Origin of the sequence: Cysteiniphilum marinum, from assembly GCF_014857925.1 — a bacterium.
GTDB classification, from domain to species: Bacteria; Pseudomonadota; Gammaproteobacteria; order Francisellales; family Francisellaceae; genus Caedibacter; species Caedibacter marinus.
The window spans coordinates 18441-41539 of sequence record NZ_JACYVZ010000002.1; the positions used below are offsets into that span (position 1 = coordinate 18441).

The 23099-nt window shown below is 38.0% G+C and carries 24 protein-coding genes; 13 read left to right on the top strand and 11 right to left on the bottom strand.

Annotated elements, in window-relative coordinates; all coding sequences use genetic code 11:
* Nucleotides 1-62: 62 nt before the first annotated feature.
* Genes IE867_RS01365 through alr form a run of 4 tightly spaced genes read left to right on the top strand, consistent with a single transcriptional unit; the run spans nucleotide 63 to nucleotide 5125 of the window.
* Nucleotides 63-1544, top strand: a complete 1482-nt coding sequence (locus tag IE867_RS01365; RefSeq protein ID WP_192482989.1) for a class I adenylate-forming enzyme family protein — start codon at nucleotides 63-65, stop codon at nucleotides 1542-1544.
* Entirely contained in the window at nucleotides 1537-3360 is a 1824-nt protein-coding gene (gene pabB, locus IE867_RS01370) for an aminodeoxychorismate synthase component I (protein WP_192482990.1), read from the top strand. The genes IE867_RS01365 and pabB overlap by 8 nt, the downstream gene beginning before the upstream one ends.
* Nucleotides 3361-3368: 8 nt before the next feature.
* On the top strand, nucleotides 3369-3968 hold the full coding sequence (locus tag IE867_RS01375) for an anthranilate synthase component II (protein WP_192482991.1): 600 nt from the start codon (nucleotides 3369-3371) through the stop codon (nucleotides 3966-3968).
* A 38-nt stretch (nucleotides 3969-4006) separates the two neighbouring features.
* A complete protein-coding gene (alr, locus tag IE867_RS01380; protein ID WP_192482992.1) occupies nucleotides 4007-5125 on the top strand; it encodes an alanine racemase in 1119 nt (372 codons plus the stop codon).
* Here alr and elbB read toward each other — a convergent pair.
* On the bottom strand, nucleotides 5092-5790 hold the full coding sequence (elbB, locus tag IE867_RS01385; protein ID WP_225629917.1) for an isoprenoid biosynthesis glyoxalase ElbB: 699 nt from the start codon (nucleotides 5788-5790) through the stop codon (nucleotides 5092-5094). The two genes, alr and elbB, sit on opposite strands and share 34 nt — an antisense overlap.
* Nucleotides 5791-5928: 138 nt before the next feature.
* Between elbB and IE867_RS01390 the strand changes: the two genes are divergently transcribed.
* Nucleotides 5929-6306, top strand: a complete 378-nt coding sequence (locus IE867_RS01390; protein WP_192482993.1) for a YidH family protein — start codon at nucleotides 5929-5931, stop codon at nucleotides 6304-6306.
* 4 nt (nucleotides 6307-6310) lie between these two features.
* Here the strand turns inward: IE867_RS01390 and IE867_RS01395 are convergent, their stop codons facing one another.
* From IE867_RS01395 to rlmD, 10 genes are all read right to left on the bottom strand, one after another.
* Nucleotides 6311-6634, bottom strand: a complete 324-nt coding sequence (locus tag IE867_RS01395) for a hypothetical protein (RefSeq protein ID WP_192482994.1) — start codon at nucleotides 6632-6634, stop codon at nucleotides 6311-6313.
* A gap of 95 nt (nucleotides 6635-6729) precedes the next feature.
* Nucleotides 6730-7005 carry an HPr family phosphocarrier protein gene (locus tag IE867_RS01400; RefSeq protein WP_192482995.1) on the bottom strand — a complete coding sequence of 92 codons (276 nt, stop codon included), beginning with the start codon at nucleotides 7003-7005 and terminating at the stop codon, nucleotides 6730-6732.
* Nucleotides 6992-7417, bottom strand: coding sequence for a PTS sugar transporter subunit IIA (locus tag IE867_RS01405; protein WP_192482996.1), 426 nt, complete (start codon nucleotides 7415-7417; stop codon nucleotides 6992-6994). The genes IE867_RS01400 and IE867_RS01405 overlap by 14 nt, the downstream gene beginning before the upstream one ends.
* Nucleotides 7414-8280, bottom strand: coding sequence for an RNase adapter RapZ (gene rapZ, locus IE867_RS01410; RefSeq protein ID WP_192482997.1), 867 nt, complete (start codon nucleotides 8278-8280; stop codon nucleotides 7414-7416). The genes IE867_RS01405 and rapZ overlap by 4 nt, the downstream gene beginning before the upstream one ends.
* A gap of 57 nt (nucleotides 8281-8337) precedes the next feature.
* Entirely contained in the window at nucleotides 8338-8751 is a 414-nt protein-coding gene (locus IE867_RS01415; RefSeq protein ID WP_192482998.1) for a phosphoenolpyruvate carboxykinase (ATP), read from the bottom strand.
* A gap of 29 nt (nucleotides 8752-8780) precedes the next feature.
* Entirely contained in the window at nucleotides 8781-9224 is a 444-nt protein-coding gene (locus IE867_RS01420; RefSeq protein ID WP_192482999.1) for a PTS sugar transporter subunit IIA, read from the bottom strand.
* A 52-nt stretch (nucleotides 9225-9276) separates the two neighbouring features.
* Nucleotides 9277-9633 carry a ribosome hibernation-promoting factor, HPF/YfiA family gene (hpf, locus tag IE867_RS01425; protein WP_117002939.1) on the bottom strand — a complete coding sequence of 119 codons (357 nt, stop codon included), beginning with the start codon at nucleotides 9631-9633 and terminating at the stop codon, nucleotides 9277-9279.
* 115 nt (nucleotides 9634-9748) lie between these two features.
* Complete coding sequence (locus IE867_RS01430; protein WP_192483000.1) at nucleotides 9749-10252, bottom strand: hypothetical protein; 504 nt, start codon at nucleotides 10250-10252, stop codon at nucleotides 9749-9751.
* A 406-nt stretch (nucleotides 10253-10658) separates the two neighbouring features.
* Entirely contained in the window at nucleotides 10659-11606 is a 948-nt protein-coding gene (trpD, locus tag IE867_RS01435) for an anthranilate phosphoribosyltransferase (RefSeq protein WP_192483001.1), read from the bottom strand.
* A 119-nt stretch (nucleotides 11607-11725) separates the two neighbouring features.
* A complete protein-coding gene (gene rlmD, locus IE867_RS01440; RefSeq protein ID WP_192483002.1) occupies nucleotides 11726-13072 on the bottom strand; it encodes a 23S rRNA (uracil(1939)-C(5))-methyltransferase RlmD in 1347 nt (448 codons plus the stop codon).
* A gap of 176 nt (nucleotides 13073-13248) precedes the next feature.
* Between rlmD and IE867_RS01445 the strand changes: the two genes are divergently transcribed.
* The 8 genes from IE867_RS01445 to glnE all read left to right on the top strand — a co-directional run bounded on the left by IE867_RS01445 (nucleotide 13249) and on the right by glnE (nucleotide 23090).
* Entirely contained in the window at nucleotides 13249-13740 is a 492-nt protein-coding gene (locus tag IE867_RS01445) for an FKBP-type peptidyl-prolyl cis-trans isomerase N-terminal domain-containing protein (protein WP_192483003.1), read from the top strand.
* A gap of 161 nt (nucleotides 13741-13901) precedes the next feature.
* The gene (locus IE867_RS01450; RefSeq protein WP_192483004.1) at nucleotides 13902-14906 is read left to right on the top strand and encodes a thioredoxin domain-containing protein; all 1005 of its coding nucleotides are present in this window, start codon (nucleotides 13902-13904) and stop codon (nucleotides 14904-14906) included.
* Between the two features lie 211 nt (nucleotides 14907-15117).
* Nucleotides 15118-16473 (top strand): tRNA (N6-isopentenyl adenosine(37)-C2)-methylthiotransferase MiaB, encoded by a 1356-nt coding sequence (miaB, locus tag IE867_RS01455; RefSeq protein WP_192483005.1) that lies wholly within the window; start codon nucleotides 15118-15120, stop codon nucleotides 16471-16473.
* Between the two features lie 4 nt (nucleotides 16474-16477).
* On the top strand, nucleotides 16478-17458 hold the full coding sequence (locus IE867_RS01460) for a PhoH family protein (RefSeq protein WP_192483006.1): 981 nt from the start codon (nucleotides 16478-16480) through the stop codon (nucleotides 17456-17458).
* Entirely contained in the window at nucleotides 17458-17931 is a 474-nt protein-coding gene (gene ybeY / locus IE867_RS01465; RefSeq protein WP_225629918.1) for an rRNA maturation RNase YbeY, read from the top strand. Before IE867_RS01460 ends, ybeY begins: the two co-directional genes overlap by 1 nt.
* Nucleotides 17932-17937: 6 nt before the next feature.
* Nucleotides 17938-18786, top strand: coding sequence for an HlyC/CorC family transporter (locus IE867_RS01470; RefSeq protein ID WP_192483007.1), 849 nt, complete (start codon nucleotides 17938-17940; stop codon nucleotides 18784-18786).
* Between the two features lie 15 nt (nucleotides 18787-18801).
* Nucleotides 18802-20289 (top strand): apolipoprotein N-acyltransferase, encoded by a 1488-nt coding sequence (gene lnt / locus IE867_RS01475; protein ID WP_192483008.1) that lies wholly within the window; start codon nucleotides 18802-18804, stop codon nucleotides 20287-20289.
* A gap of 74 nt (nucleotides 20290-20363) precedes the next feature.
* Nucleotides 20364-23090, top strand: coding sequence for a bifunctional [glutamate--ammonia ligase]-adenylyl-L-tyrosine phosphorylase/[glutamate--ammonia-ligase] adenylyltransferase (gene glnE, locus IE867_RS01480; RefSeq protein WP_192483009.1), 2727 nt, complete (start codon nucleotides 20364-20366; stop codon nucleotides 23088-23090).
* Nucleotides 23091-23099: the final 9 nt, after the last annotated feature.

The window sequence follows — 23099 nt, forward strand, 5'->3', positions numbered from 1 at the left end:
TGTTTTAAGTTACTCTTTACCCTAAAATATTATTTTATTGACAATAGGTAGTAAGAGCCAGTATGTTAACATCCGCTGACATTCAAACAGTTGATCACTTTCTAGCGCATCTAAAACGCTTAGATGATACGCCAATGTTTATCTATCAAAATCAAGTATTTAGCTATGCGAACATGTATGATTACACTTTTATCATTGCCCACTGGTTAAAAGAAAACAACGCAACTAAAGTCATGTTTGCAATAAATAACTCACCTTTTTCTGTTGGGCTTTTTTTTGCAAGTTGGTATCAAAGAATCAACTGTATACCAGTTAACCCACGCTTTATTGCCAATGAGTTACTTGAGCTTGTTAAAAGGGCCAAGCCAGATCTATTAATAATTGAACCAAAGCAGCACTCTGACGCACTTAATCATTATTGCCAAACTCAGCAGATTACACTTGTTATTATTGATAATGCTTTAGATTATTTAAAGCGCTTAAAGAAAGCCTCCAGCACTGAGACTACCGATTTACCTCAAGCCCAAAATGAAGGTACCACCTATCATATAAGCTCCGGTACGGGTGGGCATTATAACTTTCATGGACATTACACGCAGCAAATTCTAGCTTATGCCTATGCCCGTCAATTTGATTATGGTCTTAATAAAGGTGATATATCCCTTGTGCATCTTTCATTTAATCATGCCTATGCCTTTTCATATCAGTTATTACCCAACATAGCTCTTGGCAATTGCATGGTGTTAGCGCCCAGCTTTGACGCAATCGCCTCACTCAAACTGATTGATCAACATAAAGTCACGGCATTGGCACTTTTACCAACAATGTATTACCAGTTAGCACTTGAAGCCCCAAAAACACCAATAACCCATAAACTTAGGCACTTAAGCGTTGCAGGTGATCAGCCAAGTGAATCTTTAATACATTTGATCAAAAAAACTTTTAACACACCGTTACTAAATGGTTTGGGTATGACAGAAGTTTATGGCTACGCGCAAAATCTTACAGCATCTAGCGTTTACAATAAGATCAAGGTTTTTGATGATGTCGAAATAAAAATTGAAGCGATTGAACACGATCACCTTAAGCATGTTAACAATGATCATGAACACATTGGCGAGCTATATATCAAAGCGCCAATGCAGCCAATCTCTCACCAAGGAAAGTGGCTAGCCACAGGCGACTATGGCTATATTGATGATACACATCACTTATACTTTCTCGGACGCATTAAAGATATCATTGTCAAAGGTGGTTCTAAAATTGCACCCTTGGAGCTTGAGCATTATCTTTATCAAATGCCTGAAATTGAGCAAGTTGCAGTTATTGGCAAGAAAGATGATATTTGGGGCGAACGTGTCTGTTCCTGTGTTGTTATCAAAGACAATAAAGCATTAACCTTAGAAACTATTAATACTTTTTTAACACCCCTATTGGCAAGCTATAAACATATCGATCAGCTCTATTTATACCCAAAACTACCACTTAATATCACCGGTAAGATTGACCGCTTTCGCTTAAAAACAGAGATCAACAATGCCTAACAATCATCTACCTCCATTTGCTTATCTTGAAAATACTTTAGACAGCAGTGACAAGAGCTTTTATTTCAGCAAACCACATAGCGAAGTCCTATGCACTGATCCCAAGATGCTAAAATCTGCATTTGCAAAATTAGCAGAATTACAACAACAAGGCTTATATCTTGTTGGTTTTATCAGCTATGAAGCAGCTTATTATTTAAACCCTGATTTTACTTCCTTGAAAACAGCATCTCAAAGGCTCAACACGCCACTTTTACATTTTATTGCCTTTGAGCAATGTTCACCAGATCTACTTCAAACTCAGATAACCACTACTACTAATAGCACTGCAATAGACCTGATTTATGACCCACTCTCTCAATTGCAATATGCCAGAGACTTCAAGCGTGTACAACAAGCATTAACCGATGGTGAAAGTTATCAGATTAACTATACCAAGCGCATTAAGTTGCGATCAAGCTTAGATGCTTATGCGCTTTACACGCAACTGAAAGCGCAACAACCGGTAAGCTATAGCGCTTTTTTACCATTTAAGCCCATGACTGTTTTATCGTTTTCACCTGAGCTGTTTTTTAAAAAGCAAGGTGACACCATCACAGTAAAGCCAATGAAAGGCACTAGCAAACGCTCTGATGATCCCAATGACGATTTAAAATCCTATGAGTTTTTACGAACAGACCCAAAAAACAAAGCCGAGAATTTAATTATCGTCGATCTATTGCGTAATGACCTTGCTCGCATTTGCGATAGAGGCTCAATTAAGGTCAGCAAGCCCTTTGCGATTGAAACCTATAAAAGCGTTTATCAAATGACTTCAACGATTTCCGGCAAAGTAGATAGTAATATTCCTTTTGCCGATATTATTGAGCATTTGTTTCCTTGTGGTTCGATCACTGGTGCACCCAAGAAACGCACGATCGAAATTATCCAACAGCTTGAACCTCCGCGAGGTTTATACACAGGTTGTATCGGCTATATTATGCCAAATAATGATATGTGCTTTAGTGTTGCTATTCGCACATTAACACAACAAAATAATGAGCTATGGCATTGCGGTGTTGGTGGCGGTTTTACCATTCAGTCTACACAAGATGATGAGTGGCAAGAAATGACGACCAAAGTTCAATTTATCAAACGCTTGTATCACCCTCAATTTCAACTGATTGAAAGCATGCTTTACGATAAAAATGGACTTACATCGTGTGATTTACATCTTAAGCGTTTATGCAATTCCGCGTCTGTTTTACACTTTGCTTTGGATATAGCAAAGTTAAGACATGCATTATTGCAATATTGTGAAACACTCATCACGGCAAACAGTGAACAATATAAACTTCGAGTTGCTGTGGATTATCACGGGCTTTTTACGATTACGCATCAACAACTTGAGCAATCACACACGACTTATCACATTGAACTGTTTATCTGTCCTGAGAAAATAGACTCTAATAATCCATTGTGGCAACATAAAACAGATGATCATAGTACACGTGGCTTTTATACACAGAAGCACAGCCAATATATTGCAGATAAGCCAAATTGCGAGCTTATTTTCTTCAATGAACAACATCACCTGACTGAAGCACGTTTTTATAATATTATCATTGAAATCGATGGTATCTTATATACACCACCTGTTAATGATGGCTTATTACCTGGCATTGCGCGCGCTAAACTACTTCAATCTGAGCAGATTCATGAGCGCTCAATCTCTATAAAAGAACTAAAATCAAGCAAAAACATTTACCTTATTAATGATCTTCGAGGTAAAATACCGTGCTTTTTAAGCACATCAACAACCATGCAAGAAGTATAAAAATTAAGATGTTACTGTTTATTGACCATTATGATTCATTTGCCCATATTTTAATGGATTATTTTGCCCAATTGGGTGAGAAAATTATCTCATTCAAATCAGATCAACTTGATCAATCGATTGATTACACCCAATTTAGTGCTGTCATTATAGGGCCAGGCCCTGGACACCCTGATGAATTAAGGCATTTATACCCTGAAATTAAACGCATCATTGACAGTAACGTACCCATTTTAGGCATTTGCCTTGGTCATCAGTTATTAGCACAATACTTTGGCGCCAAAGTCATTCATGCAGCCAACATTATGCATGGACAATGCAGTTTAATTCATTTTACCAACCACTCACTCTACCAAGGGCTACAATCGCCTTTGACAGTGACACGCTATCACTCACTGATTGTTGACATCACGAGCTTACCAGATGACTTACAACCAATCGCACTGACGATGAACAATGAGCTCATGGCATTTGCACATAAGCATTTTGCTATTTATGGCATCCAATATCACCCTGAGGCCTATTTGACAGAATCAGGATTAAAAACATTACAAAACTTTCTTTTAGCGAATAAGCGCTTGTGCTTAGAGCAAAAGGCGTTATCCTAGTCCAATCCATTGATTTAATAGCCTTTGACGTTATCACCATGACAGCAATACATCACAATTTACGTGCCTTTGCGAATATTAATATTTCTCATCTATTGGCAAATCTTGCCAATATCCGTGCATTGCACGCAAATAAATCGATGATTATTATGCTCAAAGCAAACGCCTATGGTCATGGTGCGGTTGAGATTGCTAAGGCATTAGATGGTTTATGCGATTATTTTGGCGTTGCTAGTGTTGAGGAAGGTATTGAGCTTATTTTGGCAGGAGTTGAGAAAACCAAAGTCATTGTTTTTTCAGGATTTTTCTCCAAAGACATGGTGCAAACACTTATTGACTACAGACTTATTCCGATTATCCATAGCGCCTATCAATACGAGTTACTTGATCAGTATTTTCAAAGTAAACACGCTGAGATATGGCTTAAAATCAACACAGGAATGAACCGCTTGGGGTTATCAGAAGACGAGTTTGAAGCGCTTTACACTCAAGCACAATCATATCATAAACCTATCAACGCATTAACCCATTTAGCCGAATCAGAATCTTGTGATCAATCTTTTACATTAAAGCAATTACAACGCTTTCAAGCATTAATCAAAGATAAATCATTTATTCATATCAGTGCCTTTAACTCAGCGGCCTCTCTCTTAAATAATAATGATTTTAACACCAACACCATTCGCATTGGTTTAGCGCTTTATGGTGCATGTGCTGCCGCACATCCATTATTAAGGTGCACTCTTAAGCCTGTTATGACGTTACATAGTCATGTTGTAGCAATTCAATCCATTGATGTGGGGGATTCCGTGGGTTATAACCGCCAATATATTGCCAAATCAAAAACCCAAATCGCCATTGTGACAATTGGTTATGGTGATGGTTATCCGCAAGCTACTCCTAACGGTACCATGGTGCTAATCAATGGCAAGCTTTATCCCACTGCAGGCAAAGTCTCAATGGATCTGATGGCAATTGATATTGGCATGAATAAAGACATTCATATTGGTGATAATGTCACTTTATTTGGCACTTCTGATTTGTTGGTTGATGATGTTGCCACACACATAGGCACTTCAAGTTATGCCATGCTTACCGCAATTAATCCACGTGTTAAGCGATTTTATTTAACTTCTGCAGATTTGGCGACAACATGATCTACACTCAAAGATACAACTGCTTCAACTAAGTGATCTATTCCTGATGCCACTTCCGCAATACTTTGCCCGATCATATACGCCGGCGTGCTTGCCACTTTATTTATTTGATCAACACAAACCTCGGTAACACATTTGTTAACGTGCTTAGCGCCTTTATGCTCAATAATACCAGCCGTTGCTTGATCATTACCAATCGTTAACGCCACATTGGGATAAATCGCTGCGGCGATAACAGGGGCAATACAGATAAAGCCAACAGGCTTTTGTGCATTTTTAAACTTGTTAATAAATGCTAAAACAATTGGTTCGACAACAAAACTGCTATCTTGCTTAAAGGCAAAATCACATAGGTTTTTAGCCGCACCAAAGCCACCTGGGATAATCAACGCTGCATAATCATCTGCATTGACTAAGGATAGATCCTTTATTTCACCGCGCGCAATGCGTGCTGATTCAACCAATACATTGCGTGATTGCGGCTCTTCATCGCCCGTTAGATGATTAACCACATGATGCTGCATAATATTTGGTGCAACCACCTCATATTCAATACCACGTTTTGATAAAGATAATAATGTCAACACAGCCTCATGAATTTCACTACCATCATAAACACCACATCCTGCCAATAACACGGCTACTTTCTTTGATTTATGCATCATAACTTCCTATATTCTTGTCACTAACAGTCACCAATCATAAATTGTCAGACAAGTAATGCAATAAATATCAGGGAAAACAACAATAATATCGTCTAGACTCAGACTAAGTTGAATATAAGAAATAAGCTAAGGATTCATATGATAGAACATTTCAATGATCACGCAGCAAATGAGCGTACGTATCTATCTTGGGTAAGGACTGCCATTGCACTGATGGCGTTTGGTTTTTTAATTGAGAAATTTGATATTTTCTTACGCATTATGGCCAAAGGGGTTGGTGTAAGAACAAGTAACATGATGTCACAATCAGCCGAAATCATCGGCATTTTAATTATGCTTATCGCGGTTATCATCATCATTATTTCATCAGTACGCTTTGCGATAAATCGACGAAATATTACCGCACCTGAAACAATCAGCTACAAAACGCGCGTTCCTGACATTTTCCTTGGGCTACTATTACTAGTGATCACCATCTTTATGGTAACTTATGCGTGGTATATGTTACTTTACTAAGTTATCAAACATTTGTTGTAATCAATACAAGCTTACGCTTTTTAGCACCCCAGCAGCGGCTTAGTACATTGTATTTATTTAAGCCTTGTTGTTTAAACATCTTCATAAAGCTATCACGCTTAACTGTTTTCTCAACGACGCCAGATTTTAACTTAATATCGAAGCGGTTTGCCCATTTACGAATCGTACCATGCTTAAAGCCAAGCATCTTTTCAGCATCTTGATAAGTCATTCCCTCATCAGCACAACGCTCTAATACTTCCCGTGCGCTGCAGTTATATTTCTGTTGAATAATGTGTTCAAAACTTCCTGTGTACTGATTTGCCATGACTTGTTCCTCTTTTGTCTAGGTTTATAAAACTCAATGATGTGGGTCATTCTAAAAATGTAAACTTAAGTCAAGCTTAAGATTTCTATTAATTTTCAACTTTCTTCACCAAATCGATCCTGAATAAGGACTCTAATGGCATCAAGTGCTTCTTCTTGATCATCACCTTCTGCACTTAAACGAATAGATGTGCCACAACTTGCGCCAAGCATCATCAATCCCATAATACTTTTGCAGTTCGCCTTAATACCAGTTTTCACAACTTCCACCTCAATTTCACTACCAAAACGAAGGGCTAAATTAACCAACTTAGACGCAGCTCGTGCATGTAATCCTAATTGATTAATTAATACTAAATCAATCTCTTTCATTTGCATTTCTTTCACTTATCATCTTCTCTTCTAATACGATACATGCCTTTGATGTATCATAAACCCTTTCTGCAAGCTCATCCAAAGATAGCGCCTGCTTATGATATGTCAATGCCTTTAAAAGCATTGGCATATTAAGCCCTGTAATAACTGCTAGATGATAAGCACCACGCATAAATGATTGTGTCACATTCGTTGGTGTTGCGCCAAAAAGATCTGTTAACACTAAGAAACCATCACAATCAGGCATGCTTTTAAATGCATTCTCAACACGCAGTAATAATTCTGGCTGATCATATGAGCAGGATGAAACCACCTGGATATAGTCTTTTTGGATCTCAACCAGACGCGTCGCTACTTCAAGCATTGATTGGCCAATGCGACCATGCGTAATCAGTACAATTCCAATCATCCTTTTAACTCCCTATGACCGACAATCACATTATTAAAGTCTGTTTTTAATCGCTCTGCCATCTGCTCAACAATATATACTGATCGATGTTGTCCGCCTGTGCAACCAATGGCAATATCAATATAGCTTTTGCCTTGCTGCTGCTGTAATTCACACCACTTCAAAACAAACTTGCTGATATCATCTATCATCTCTATTACTTGCGGCTGTTTTTGCAAATATTCAATCACATCAAGATCAAGTCCCGTTTGCAAACGTAAACGTTTATCCCAATAGGGATTAGGCAAGCTCCGAACATCAAAAAGGTAATCAGCCTTTTGCGGCATCCCATATTTAAAGCCAAATGAAAAAACCTTAATCTGAGTGGATAATTTATCCTGCCCTAAGAGTTTCTGACAGACGATTTCTCTGAGCTCTTGCAAACTTAGATTGGTTGTATCCAACGTATAATCTGCAATACTCGCATAGCTTTCCAAAACAGTAAATTCCGCATCAATCGCATGCTCTAAGGTTATTTTATTATCTGAGAAAGGATGACGTCTACGGGTTTCATCATAACGCTTGATCAGTACATTTCTACTGGCCTCAATATACCAACAAGTAATATTCATCTGATACTTACCTTGCAAATGTTTAACATGACAGCTTTCATTTGCTAAAAATGAGTGTGGAGCCAATGAAATAACAATATTTTGCTTGTATTGAGAATTACTCAAAACATACGCAAGCGTTTCTTCCAATAAAAATAAAGGTAAATTTTCAATACAGAAAAAACCTTGGTCTTCCAATATACTCAAAACCGTTGACTTGCCAGCACCAGAAACACCAGCTAAAAGCACAACCGATTTGGATGTACTATTCACGCAATTTACACCATTTCCACTCATCATAATTTGCTCAGTTTACCAAAGCTTTTGTATTTACCCTAATCTATTTTGCAACTGCTTAGCACATGCATGCCAAGCTTTATCAAAGACATCAATTTCAATCAAAGGTAAAGCTAAAGTTTGTGCTTTGTTAATATATTTTGGATCTTTTACTTGCCTATATAGGTAGACAACATGGCTAATAACTGATTGATCTACTGCTTTTTCAACTTGAATAAAGTCTTTTTCTTTATGATGCATAACCGCAAAGTATTGACTATTACATAAAGAGCCTTGATATACATTATTGATTTGAGCAATACCCACCAAATCATCAGCGACTAAATAAAAGCCCAAATACTTAATCAAGTGATAACAAAATTCTGTTTTACCAACATTTGGCGCGCCAATCACTAACAATCCAGTATCGATGTTATTTGTTACAAGGCTTGCATGCCAGTATCTCATCGGATCTTCTCTTAAATCTATGTAGAGAATTAAGTGTTACCTAAAAAAAGCTGATAAAGTGCCTCATTTGAATTGGCCGCTTTGATTTTATCAAGCACGCCTTCCTGCTTTAGAAACTTCACTAATTCGGCCATGAACTTAATATGCACATCATTGACGTTTTGCGGAAAGATTGCAGCAATGACAATGCTCACTTTACGATCTTCCTCACCATATTCAATGCTCTCTTCCAAGGTTAATACAGCCAAACGTGTCATCGTTAAGCCCTCAATTCGGCAGTGGGGTACGGCAACCTCTTTACCAATAGCAGTATTGCCAATGCGTTCACGCTCAAAAAGCTTCTGATAAATCGTATCCGCAGTGATATCGATATCATCATCTTTTAATAACTGGCTTAATACCTCGAAAACGCGCTTTTGACTTTGCAATGCTGCTTTATTAATAACGCGTTGCGGAGAAATAAATGAAGACAAAAAGTTCATAAGATTTATGATGAATTATTCAACGAAGTGGTAGGTTATTCTATCAACGTTCCTCATCAATATCCACTACTTCGTCATCAGCCATTAATGCTTCGGCTTCAGGGCGCTCAGCACGATGATCTTTTAGTTTCTGCTTATGTTTTCTTACTTGAGCATCTAGCTTATCTTGCAACATATCAATAGTTGCATACATATCTTGTGAATCTGACTTAGCCACAAACTCAGTCCCTGGCACATTAATCACGGCTTCAGCCATTTGCTTGCCTTTTTCAACCGACAAAATAACGCGTGCAGCAATAATATGATCAAAGTGATTGTCAAGCTTACTCAACTTTTCATCGACATATTGCTTTAATGCAGGGGTAACTTCTAAATGACGACCTGTAATTTGAATTTGCATAGTGCAGTCCTCCATTGTATAGCCACGAGTATCGTGGGGGTTTGTAAGTCAACTTTGAATAATTCAAAGATAGCGCCAACACGCATGAATTGCCAGCAAGTTCAGCATAATTTTATCAATTATTTTCTTGTGATTGTGCTTGATTTTTTGAATTTATTGGCTCTTGAGTTTTACTCTTATCATTTTCATTTGCATTAAAATAGTTATCTATTTTTTCAGCGCCTTTTTGTGCAGCCTCTTTGGTATTTTGCCAGCCCTCAGCTGCTAATTTTTTAGTTTTAGCCCAAGCATCATTACTAGCATCTTTAGTATTTTGCCATCCCTCAGCGGTTGCTGATTTTGTTTTATCCCAACCTTGCTGTGCATAATCACTCGCTTTATTGGCAGCATCTTTAGCTACTTGCGTCCCTGAACTTGCTGTATCTGATACATTTTGCTTAAACAGCTCCCAGTTGCTACCAAAATTGCAATCACTGGTTTTTGCTGAGCAGCTTTGTGTCGCCGGATTTTCTTCTACTTTAGCTTGATCATTTGCTTTAGCAGTAGTGTCTGCAATACTCAAGCCTGTAGTCAACAAAACAAAAATCGGAATCGTAAGATATTTTTTAATTGTCTGCATAATTTATCACGTATTTTTAAAACTTAAGTACATTATCTTTTAGCAAAGCACTCGCTAGAAAGCAAATGCAGATCATGCTTCTTTGCTCTTTTTCAGTACGAGCAATTTTTTTTAAAATTATTTTAATATCTTAAGCTTATCTTAATATTGACTTGTGATACTGACATCACTCAAGGGGATCACGATCACAGAGCAAACTTTTTTCTCTCTCCCTTCTCTTTCAGTATGTCCTGTGATCGTCACCTTGAGACCACGAAATTACCTTGCAGTATACTCCCTCCCTTCTCATCATCTATGTACTGCAAGGTGATCTCTTTTTATCATTATTATTTTAGACAACGCGATCTAGTTATTATGCAATGCCAACTTACTAATTTCAGCTTCACTCATAAAATCACGATATTAACTAGGGAATTAAATGTGAGAACTTTCCTTGTGATAGCGCATCTTTAATCAACTTAACTTGTCCTGATAAAGTATCAACAAACCCACTAGCAACATGCATAGCAGCAGCCGCATTTAATATCAGTGTATCTTGCTTAGCGCCTAACATTTCATTATTTAATAACGATTTTGATTCCGTCAAATTCTGATACAAATCGCCTGCTTCTAAGTAATCTAGTCTGCCGCGCACAAACCCTAGTTGCTCTGGATGTAAGCTAAACTCAGTAACTTCGTCATGCTCAAGTTTAATCACTTTATTGGCACCACAAACTGAAAACTCATCCATCCCATCACCATACACAATATAGGCATGCGTGACACCTAGGTTTTTAAGTGCATAAAGATACGGCTTAAGTAAACGTTCATCATAAACTCCTGCAACGATTCTTTTAACCTGCATCGGATTTAACAATGGTCCCAATACATTAAAAAAGGTGCGCTTACCCTCTTTAGCAAAGCGCTGACGCACATTAACCACTTTGGCAAAAATCGGATGAAAAAATGGCGCAAACAAAAATACCAGTCCTTGTTCTTTTAGCAAGCTCAATGCCGTTTCTGGGTTATCAGGAATTTCAACATTAAGTTTTTGCAAGAAATCAAAACTACCACACTTTGACGTTGCCGAACGATTACCATGTTTAGCAACCTTAGCACCTAATTCATGCACCATTAATGCGCTTAGCGTTGAATAATTCAAGGTCCGACAACCATCACCACCCGTACCGACAATATCCACTGTTTCAGCAAAAGGGTTTTCCATTCTAATACTGTAATTTAGAAATGTCCGCGCTAGCTCAAAAAGTGTTTGCTCTTCATATAGCTCAGCATCTATCTGCTGAATGATTTGATACTGCTGATCTTCACTTGTTTCATCACTTAGCAGCTGATTGACTAATGATTCAATCTCCACAATCTCACCTTCTTTTATTTTTTATTCTTTAACACTCTATTCTAAAGCTTTAAATTTGTTTCGTCTGCTTTTGAGGCGTATACAATACGCCCCTACACTTTCAATATATCGCTATGCTTTTATTTTTCAAAAACAGCGATAGACTCAACATGTGTCGTATGTGGAAACATATCCATTACACCCGCTGAAAGCAGTTTATAACCCTTTTCATTAACTAAAATGCCAGCATCACGCGCCAATGTTGCCGGATCGCAAGATACATAGACAATACGCTCTGGGTTAATTTTTTCAATTTGTTTACATACCATCTCAGCCCCTGCTCTGGGTGGGTCCAATAGTAACTTATTAAATTCATTTTTCACAATCCATTCATGTTTTGAAATATCTTCAAATAAATTCACAGGATAAAAAGCAACATTATCTATGCTATTGCGCTTAGCATTCTCCATAGCGCGCATCGTCATTGCTTCATCGCCCTCAACACCCACAACAAATTTGGCTTTTGTTGCCAACGGCAAACTAAAGTTGCCTAAACCACAAAACAAATCAAGCACGATATCATTATTTGACACTTCTAATAACGCTATCGCCTGTTTTAACATTTTACGATTAATGTCATGATTAACTTGTGTGAAGTCATTTGGCTCAAAATAAATAGTTACACCATAATCTGTCAAATGATAGGACAGCGACTGTGGTTTTTTCTTTAACTCTGGGTATAAGCGTGTTATCGTATCAGGTCCCTTAGCCTGCAAATATATCCAAAACTGCTGCGCTTTAGCAAAGTCAGTTAACTTAGCTAAATCTTCATCAGTAAATGCACTTAAGTGACGGATAATCAATGCAGTTACCTGATCATCTACAGCCACTTCAATTTGTGGAATCTCTTTGTAATTTGATAGACTAAACACTAAATCCTGTAACAAAGTTAGATTTTTGCCAACACTCGGATGCAGTACTTCACAGTGATTAATGTCAGCAAGAAAACGCCCATCACGCTCTCTAAAACCAACAAGCACTTTGCCTTTTTTGTGCACATAGCGCACACCTAATCGTGCTTTAGTACGATACCCCTCGTGTGAGCTCGAGCGTAAAGGCGCTATACGCGCAAGAGGCTCAAGACCTTGTCCAAAGTGCTTGAAATGATTCAGCAATGTTTCTTCTTTAAATGCAATCTGCGCATCAGGTGCGACATGTTGAAAAGAACAACCACCACACATCTCAAAATACTCACATGGCGGAGCGACACGCTTGACACTTGATTTTAGAACTTGTACCAGTTTACCTTCATCATAATTTGATTTTGATAAAGTATATTCAAACGTGACTTCTTCTGCTTCTAAAGCGAATGGGATAAAGGTTGTTTTACCGTCAATTTTAGCGATTCCACGTCCTTCATGTGACAGGTTGGAAATAGTGGTATTGAATACACCGCTAGGAAAGTTTTTCTTAATTCGTCTTGGCATTCGGCTGCAATAAGCATAATTTTAAATGTGCGTTAGTTTAGCAACTGCATATAAAATGTCATTGTTTTTTGATCTTTTTAATGCTTTTCACTGTAAAACGCTTGTTCTTTGCTAAGGTGCTGTTTAAGCTAATGAGGTTCGATTTAACACATTAATCATTAAAATATGGAGTAAATATGAAGAAGTTAACCACCATTGCATTATCACTTTTAGCCGGCAGCGCATTAGTTTCTGGCGCTTTTGCTGACGCAGCTAAAGCGGCACCTGCTAATGCTCAACCAGCCAACACAGCTGCAACAGCACAAAACAATGCAGCAGATGCAAGCTATACCATTGGTTATTCTATTGGCAAAAACATGACTGAACAATTAAAGCAACAACAAGTCAGCCTAAATACTGATGATCTTCAACAAGGTTTTGTGGCAGGCATTGAAGGTAGCAAGCCTAAACTAAGCCAAGAGCAAATGGAGCAGTCAATGCAAGCTTTCCAAAAAGAAATGGAAGCTAAAATGAAAGCCCATGAAGAAGCAGCACAAGCCGAAGCTGCCGAAGCAAAGGCCAAGCTTGATGCAGCAAAAGCAGAAACTGCAACAACTGCTGAAACAGCAAAAGCACCTGCTGATAGCGCTAAAAAGACAGTTGACGCAACAAGTGCTGCAGCTAATTAATATATCAAAACATCAATAGATATCTACAAGCCCCACTATTGGGGCTTTTTTATGGAAGAAATTTACTATTTGAGCATGAACCTTTTTGCTTTTAGCAACAACTTTGTTATAGTTCGAAAAGATTATTTTTATTAACTGAAAAACATGGAGCTTTATTCATAATGCGTATGTCAAAAAAAATCATCGTAAGCACCCTTGGCGCTGCACTTTTTGCCACTGTTTTAGCGGGTTGTTCACAATCTGACTCAAAGGACTCAGCAAAAGCGACTCCTGAAGCAACGAAAACTGTTGCAACACAGCCAACAGCGGCTGAGACAGCAAAACCAACAACTGCTGACACTAAACAAAGTGAAGCAACCCTACTTAACAATGTAAGTTATACATTGGGCTACAGTGTCGCAGGAAACGTCAGTGCACAATTAAAAGCACAAGGTGCCACACTTGATAATGCACAAGTTCTAGCTGGCTTTAAAGCAGGGATTTCCAACGAAAAAGGTAAATTCTCGCAAGAACAAATGCAAACCATTATGCAAACATTCCAAAAAGACTTAATGGCAGCACAAGAGAAAAAACAAGTAACTTCTGTTCTAGAGAATGCCAAAGCACTTCTTTCAAATGAGCAAACACCTACCATTGGACCAAAAGATGCTAAAATTGCTGTGATTGAATTTTTTGATTACCAATGTGTATTCTGCCACAAAGTAGCGCCAATCATGGAAAAAGTGATGGACGCCAATCCAAATGTAAAATATATCTTCAAAGAATTCCCAATCTTTGGTCAACGTTGGGAAGCATCACAATATGCTGCTGAAATGGGCATTGCTGCTTATATGCTAAATGGCGCTGAAGGCTACTTGAAATATCATAACGCCGTTTTTGCTAGTGGTATTGACGAAGGCAAATTAACTGTTAAAGATGTTAATGATGCTGCGAAAAAAGTAGGTGTTGATGTTGCAAAAGCTGAAAGCCTAATCAAAGAGAAAAAAGTCACTGACAATATTGCAGCGGATATGAAGCTTGGCTTTGATAAGTTAGGCATTCAAGGTACACCAGCCATTATCGTTATGCCGCTATCCGGTGCGACTGCTGCTAATACAACAGTTATCCCTGGCTTTGCACAACAGGATGCAATTCAGGCAGCAATTAATAAAGCGCAAGGGAAATAACTCCACTGGGCGTAGACAATACGCCTCTTAAATTTTTCAATTATTTTCTCATGACTTGTTTTGTATCAACTCTGATATTTCACTAGCCTTTTTACACAAAAAACGCTACCCTATTTTGACTTTTTGCTAGGCTAATAAACGATCTATTACAAATCAAACATGCTTAGCAATAAACGCAAATCATACAATGAATAAAATCAGGTAACTAAAAATGACAGACATCGCGATTGAGAATCCCGTAAAACAACATAAAAAAGTATACATTAAAACACTTGGCTGCCAGATGAATGAATATGATTCATCCCGCATGAATGAAGTTTTAGGCGAGCATTTTAATACCAGTAAAACCGAAGATTATAGCGAGGCAGATATTATTCTTATCAATACTTGCTCCATTCGCGAAAAAGCACAAGAGAAAGTCTTTCACGAATTGGGACGTTGGAAAAACCTTAAGAACAAGAACCCTGAGCTTGTCATCGGTGTTGGTGGCTGTGTCGCGTCACAAGAAGGTGAGAACATTATTAAACGCGCACCTTTCGTGGATATCGTTTTTGGCCCACAAACCATTCACCGTTTACCTGATTTGATTAAACAAAAACAAACAACTGATATTTCTCAAGTTGACATTTCCTTCCCTGAAGTAGAAAAATTTGACCACCTGCCTGCACCAAAAGCTGAAGGCGCTAAAGCATTTGTTTCGATTATGGAAGGCTGTGATAAATACTGCTCTTATTGCGTCGTGCCATATACCCGTGGTCCTGAGGTTAACCGCCCATTTGAAGATGTGTTAGCAGAATGCGCTATTTTGGCTGAGCAAGGCGTTAAAGAAATTACACTTCTAGGTCAAAACGTTAATCACTATCTTGGCAAAATGGCTTCTGGTGACACAGCTGATCTTGCGTTACTTATTCATTTTATTGCAGCGATTGATGGCGTTGAGCGTATTCGCTTTACTACTTCTCACCCAGTTGAGTTTTCAGATAATCTCATTAATGCTTATGCTGAAGTGCCACAATTAGCAAATCACTTACATTTACCGGTGCAACATGGCTCAGATCGCATATTAACAGCCATGAAGCGTAATCACACAATTTTAGAATTTAAACAAAAAATTCGTAAACTTCGCAAAGTTCGTCCAGATATTACCATTTCTTCTGACTTTATCGTTGGCTTTCCAGGTGAAACTGAAGAAGATTTTGAGAAATTAATGGACCTTGTGAAAGACGTTCAATTTGATCAATCTTTTAGTTTCATCTATAGCAAACGCCCTGGAACGCCTGCGGCAAACTTAGCGGATGACACACCTGTTGAAGTTAAAAAAGAGCGTCTAAAGCGCCTGCAAGATCAGCTTAATCATAATGCAATGATTATTAGCCGCCAAATGGTTGACTCAACGCAGCGCATTTTAGTGGAAGGCGTTTCCAAGAAAGATGATAAGGTGCTTGCAGGACGCACAGAAAATAATCGCATCGTTAACTTTGCTGGTGATTCTAGTTTAATTGGTCAATTAATTGATGTTAAAATCATTGAAGCTTTACCACATTCACTACGCGGAGAAATTATTTAGCTTCATGAAATCAGTACAGTTTTATCTTGAACCAGATAGTGCACAAATGCTTGCTAAGCTTTGTGGCAATTTAAATGAGAATTTACACTTAATCGAAAAATATTTAGCCGTTGAAATCATTCAACGCGGTAATAATTTCCGTATTGTGGGCCCTAAAACAGCTATTAAGGATGCACAAGAATTTCTAGAAGAACTTTATGAAAAACTTGTCAATGATGTCCAGTTTGAGCTTAATAACAAAGAGCTTAATATCGCGCTTAACACCCTTGCTAAAAGAGAACAAGCGGATAAAAAAGAAAAATTCATTCCTAAATTTCAAGTGATGATTGGTTCACGCCCTATTAACCCGCGCACGGTTAACCAAGAACGTTATTTAAAGCGTATCCAAGAAAATGATATTAACTTTGGCATAGGTCCCGCAGGTACTGGTAAGACTTATCTAGCAATGGCATGTGCTGTTGCTGCTTTTGAAAAAGGTCTTGTTAAACGCTTGGTACTTGTGCGCCCTGCGGTTGAAGCAGGTGAAAAGTTAGGCTTCCTACCTGGTGATTTAGCGCAGAAAGTTGACCCTTATTTACGTCCAATGTACGACGCATTATATGATCTGATGGGTGTTGAGCGTGTTGGCAAGTTAATTGAGAAACAAATCATTGAGATTGCACCCTTAGCCTATATGCGAGGGCGCACGATTAATGATTCATTTATTATTCTTGATGAAAGTCAAAACACAACCAAAGAACAAATGAAAATGTTCTTAACGCGTATTGGTTTTAATTCAACAGCAATTGTCACCGGTGATATTACTCAAGTTGACTTACCCAAAGGTGTTACTCCAGGGCTTCGCCATGCCATTGAAGTGCTTGCCGGCGTTGAAGGAATCAGCATGACATTCTTTGAAACGATTGATGTCGTACGCCACCCGATTGTTCAACGAGTTGTTGCTGCTTATGATGTCTATGAGCAACATCATAGTCAGGATTATTAATGACAATGCTTGAGATTGATATTAACAATCCTCGTGCGCTTTATCTTCCTGATGAGGATAAACTCAATACTTGGGCAGAATACACTTTAAAATTCCTTAACAAAGCTCAAGCGATTATCAGTATTGAAGTTGTTAATTCTGATGAGATGCAACATTACAATAATAACTATCGTGCCAAAGATAAGCCAACCAACATCCTCTCTTTTCCATTTGAAGCGCCGCCTGGACTACCCAAAGACAATGAAACTGAACATTTTCTAGGGGATTTAATAATCTGCCCTGAAGTTTTGCAAAAAGAAGCAAAAGAGCAGCATAAATTGCTCGATGCTCACTGGTGCCACATTCTAATCCATGGCATACTGCATTTAGTTGGCTATGACCATATCGATGAAGAGGATGCCCTTGAGATGGAGAGCATAGAAATCGCTTTATTGGCAGAGCTTGGTGTTGATAACCCTTATGTTGAGAAATAATAAACAATGGACGAAAAACAGACGAAAAACGATAACGCTGAACATTCTCAAACTTGGCTTGAAAAAATAGCTGCAACCATTTTAATGCCGCACAGCCCTTCTGACTTTTTAGTTCTTGTTAATCTTGCTGTCAAAAAAGGTACGATCGATAGCGAATCGCGCGACATGATCAAAGGGGTGTTAAATGTCGCCTCATCATCCGTTGGTGATATCATGATTCCACGCACGCAAATGGCGACGATCCATGCAGGCATGACCAGCAAGGAAATCATTCAAACGATTGTTAATTCTAGTCATACACGTTTACCTTTATTCTCTGAAAATCGTGATGACATTCTTGGGATACTTCATACCAAAGACTTATTAAAAGTGGTACTTGAACACAAAGATTTCAGTGTTGAACATCTAAAACCCATCTTACGCAATGCAATTTTTGTGCCTGAAAGTAAAAAACTTGATGCCTTATTACGTGATTTTAAAACCAGTCACAATCATCTTGCCATTGTTGTTGATGAATATGGTGTCATCTCAGGACTTGTCACGATTGAGGATATTCTAGAAGAAATCGTTGGTGACATTGAAGATGAGTTCGACCAAGAGGCCACACAAATTATCAAAATAAATGAACATGAATTTAGCATCGATGCATTGACTGAAATTGAAGACTTCAATGATTTCTTTGATGCTAATATTGATGACAGTGAATTTGACACCATTGGTGGGCTTATTATCAATAAATTAGAGCACTTGCCTGAAGTAGGTGAGGAAGCAACTATTGGGCAGTTTACCTTTAAAGTAACAGCAGCTGACAAGCGTCGCGTGCGTGCACTGCATGTGATTATCAATCAAGAATAAACTCACTGTTATACTATGTCTTTCATTATAAATACACTTTTAGCATTCATTGCTGGTGCACTTTTAACCCTATCATTTTCACCGATTGGCTTTAGTATTTTTGCCTTTATTTCGCTGATACTTTTCATACAGATTCTGCAAAGACAACCGCGCATGCGTCAAGGCCTTTGGCTTGGATATTGTTATGGCATAGGTTTTTTTGGTTCAAGTATTTCGTGGATTTATGTCAGCATACATGCCTTTAGTCAATCAGTGCTTTTAGGTGTTACACTGACCATTGTTTTTATCTTATTCTTAAGTCTATTCTTTTTAGCATTTGGTTATGCTTATGCCAAACTTAAGCATCGCCACTTCATTTATAGAGTTTTGTTATTACCCGTTGTATGGTTGATACTAGAGCTCTTACGTACTCACCTTTTTACCGGCTTTCCATGGGTGTTACTTGGTTATTCACAAACACATACTTTCTTAGCAAGTTTCGCCCCCATTGGCAGCGTTTTTCTGGTGGGTTTTATCATATGCTTTATCTCAATATGCATAAGTGAGATGATCAATCATATTCGCCAACCTAAGATTGTGATCTCAATGATTATTAGCATTATTGTCACCTTGGTTATTGCTTGGTCTTTGCAGCAAATCAAGTGGACGAAAAGTGACGGCATTGAAAAAAGTGTCAGTATCCTCCAAGGTAACTTTATTCAGGATCAAAAATGGGATCCTAGCATGCTGCAAACGATTATTAATTATTACTACACCACCACCAGAGACAATCCAGCTGATTTGGTTTTTTGGCCTGAGAATTCCATTCCAACCTTTAAAACATTTATAGAACCCTTTTTACGTCAAGTAGATGACTTAGGTGACACACAGCACAGCGCCATTTTGGTGGGCACCGTTGCATTAAATGCGAAAGAACAATACTTCAATTCAGCCTTTGTCTATGGCTTAGGCTCTGGTCACTATTACAAGCATCATTTAGTACCATTTGGTGAATACTACCCTTTTGCTTATTTCCTTGAGCCATTTATGGCGTATTTTAATATTCCGATGTCAAGCTTTACCAAAGGAAATGAGGTACAACCTTTACTCAAAATGAACGGTTTAAGTGTTGCTTTATTTATCTGCTATGAAATTGCATATCCATCTGAGGTGCGTGCACAACTACAAAATGCCGATCTTATTGCCGTTATTAGTGATGATGCGTGGTTTGGTGACTCCCTTGCGCCTTGGCAACACGAAGAAATATCACAAATGCGTGCAATTGAAACTGGACGCTATGTCATTCAAGCAACCAATAATGGTGTCACCTCAATTATTAATCCTGAAGGTCAAACCATTGCAAGTCTACCGCGCAATGAACAAGCTGTATTAAAAGGTAATATCTACGGTATGAAAGGAAAAACACCTTGGATGGTTTATGGATTATTACCCGTTACACTATTATCTTTAGTTTTTATCCTGATTGCACTTATTACTTACCTACACCAAAGAAAGCGTAGTTAACAGCAAAAATTCTATTAAACTTTTTCATACTAATATAGACTTAGTATCATTGATTGGTAAAGTTTCTATTCCTGATGAACCAACAACAATTTTGTGATCAGTTTCAGTTATATGATCTTCAACCTGATCTTTTAAACAAACTTTGTATCACCTTTAATAGCAGCACTTTTTTCGCGCGTTTTCTTAGCCAAAACCCTAAGTATTTTATTAATATTAACTGGCTTGAAGTCGACACTTTAGAAGATCTCACCCATGAAATTACTGCCTTATTTTCAGCATGTGAGATAAATAAGACAAATGAATCATTACCCAAAGCTTTACGTCTTTTACGTCAATGCGTACATGCTAAGCTTGTTTTCCAGCAGCAGCATCAATACATTCAATTTACACAAATTGCCAAGATTATTTCATTGACTGCCAAAGAAATTCTGCGTCAAACTGAGCGATATTTACGACAACAAATCACTCTCGAGCGCACACTTCACCAAACGCCAGATAGTTTGGCAATTATCACCATGGGGAAGTTAGGCGGCAATGAGCTTAACTTCTCGTCTGATATTGACCTTGTGTTTATTCAAACAAGCAACTTGCCACTATTAAGACAATCTGGCAGCGAATATAGTCCTATGCGTTTTTATACCGAGCTTGGGCAACGTTTGATTGCATTACTTAATGATATCACGATTGATGGCTTTGTTTATCGCATTGATATGCGTTTACGCCCCTTTGGTGATGGCGCCCCCTTAGTTACTGAGTTTGAAAGCTTTAAGCATTACCTTATCCATCATGCACGTGATTGGGAGCGCTATGCTTATATCAAAGCAGATATTTTACACCCCGACACTCAATTCACACATGATCTAAAGCATAATATTCATCAGTTTGTATATCGCCACTATCACGATTATCGCATGCTCAATGCCATTCGTGATATGAAGCACAAGATAGTCACTGAGATGAAATCTAGTACACTAAAAAATAATATCAAACTAGGACGTGGAGGCATTCGTGAGATTGAGTTTATTTGTCAGTGTTATCAGCTTGTTTATGGTGGTCAGAATATTACTTTACAAACCAATCAGTTGGCAACAGCGCTAGATGCTTTACAAAAAGCAGATATTTTACCTGCGACTCAAACAACTGAATTATATGCACACTATGTATTTTTGCGTGATGTTGAGAACGCATTACAAATGTTTGATGATCAACAAACACACCAGCTACCAGATACAGAGTTTACACAAAAAAATGTTGCCAACTTAGTTGGTTATGATTCTTGGCAAACATTAACGTACAAAATAGAATCAATACGTGCAAATGTAAGTACATTATTCGATGAGTTAACACGCTTTAATACATTAGCCTCAAATAACAACGACATTATGACCATCGCAAATCTTGAGAAAACAGCTAATATAACAGTCAAGATTAATGAGGATAACGCTACGCAAATTGAAATAGATCAATTCTTTTTGCAATATCAAAACCACATATCAGAAGATGTGCTACCAGCCATCAAACACTTATTACAACTATGCTTACACACCCATCCTCATCTTATTAAGCATATATTGGTACTTCTTAACAATTTAAGTAAACGCCAAACTTACTTGTTTCTGCTATTAGAGCATCAAGCACGTCACTTAGATTTCTTAGAGCTTCTCAACAAAGGACAGCTAATTATAGAAATGCTCACTGAACATCCTTTTTTATTAGAGCGCGCATTGATTTATAAGACGCATGATGATGTTTACTTAGATATTGATTATTTGCGCAATCACTTACGTATTTATTTACAAGCAATCGACATTCAAGATATCGAAGCTTTTTTAGAAAGTTTACGGCGCTTTCGCTTAGAGCAAGTATTTAATATTATTGTCAGCGAATCGCGCGGGCATATTTCATTGATGGAATCTAGTGATCTTTTCAGCCATCTAGCCACTGTCATCATTGAAGCCGTGCTTGATGGCGCGTGGCGCGAAGTGTTTCAATATAGTGATATCACTGAAAATTTACAAACCTTATATAAACAATCTTTGGGCGTTATTGCTTATGGCAAACTCGGGGGACTTGAGCTTAGTGTTGCCTCTGACTTAGATTTAGTTTTTGTTCACAATCGTATGAGTACTGAGCTATCACCACGCTTATTTGTGCGCGCGGTGCAGAAATTTGTCCATTTCATGCAAATTAAAACCTATCATGGCACCTTATATGAGATCGATTTACGACTGCGCCCTCAAGGTGACAATGGCTTTATTGTGCCAAGTTTTGAGTCTTACCGCCAATACTTAAAAACCTCGGCATGGACATGGGAGCACCAAGCTTTAACGCGCGCACGTATGATTTATGCATCTGACGATTTAACACATAAATTCAATGCACTTAGATCCAACGTAATTTATCAAAAACGTGATCTAGAACAACTCAAAAAAGATATTGTTGATATGCGTCACAAAATGCGTGAGCATCTACTCAAAGTTAATGCGCAAGAGTTTGACCTTAAACAAAGTATTGGCGGCATGATTGATATTGAGTTTATTGCTCAGTTTTTTGCACTTTTTTATAGTCATGAAGTGCCTTTCGTCTGCTATTACAGCGATAGTATCCGCATTATCCAAACCATGGAAAGTGCGCGTTTAATCGATATTAAAACCGCTAATACATTAATTAAGCATTACTGTTATTTTCGCGATTTAGGATTTAAACGCTATCTTGATAAACAATCAAGTATTGTGCCACTTAAAAGCTGTCAACAACAAGCAGATGAAGTCAAGAAAATCTGGTTAAAGCTGTTTTCTTAATAAAATAAA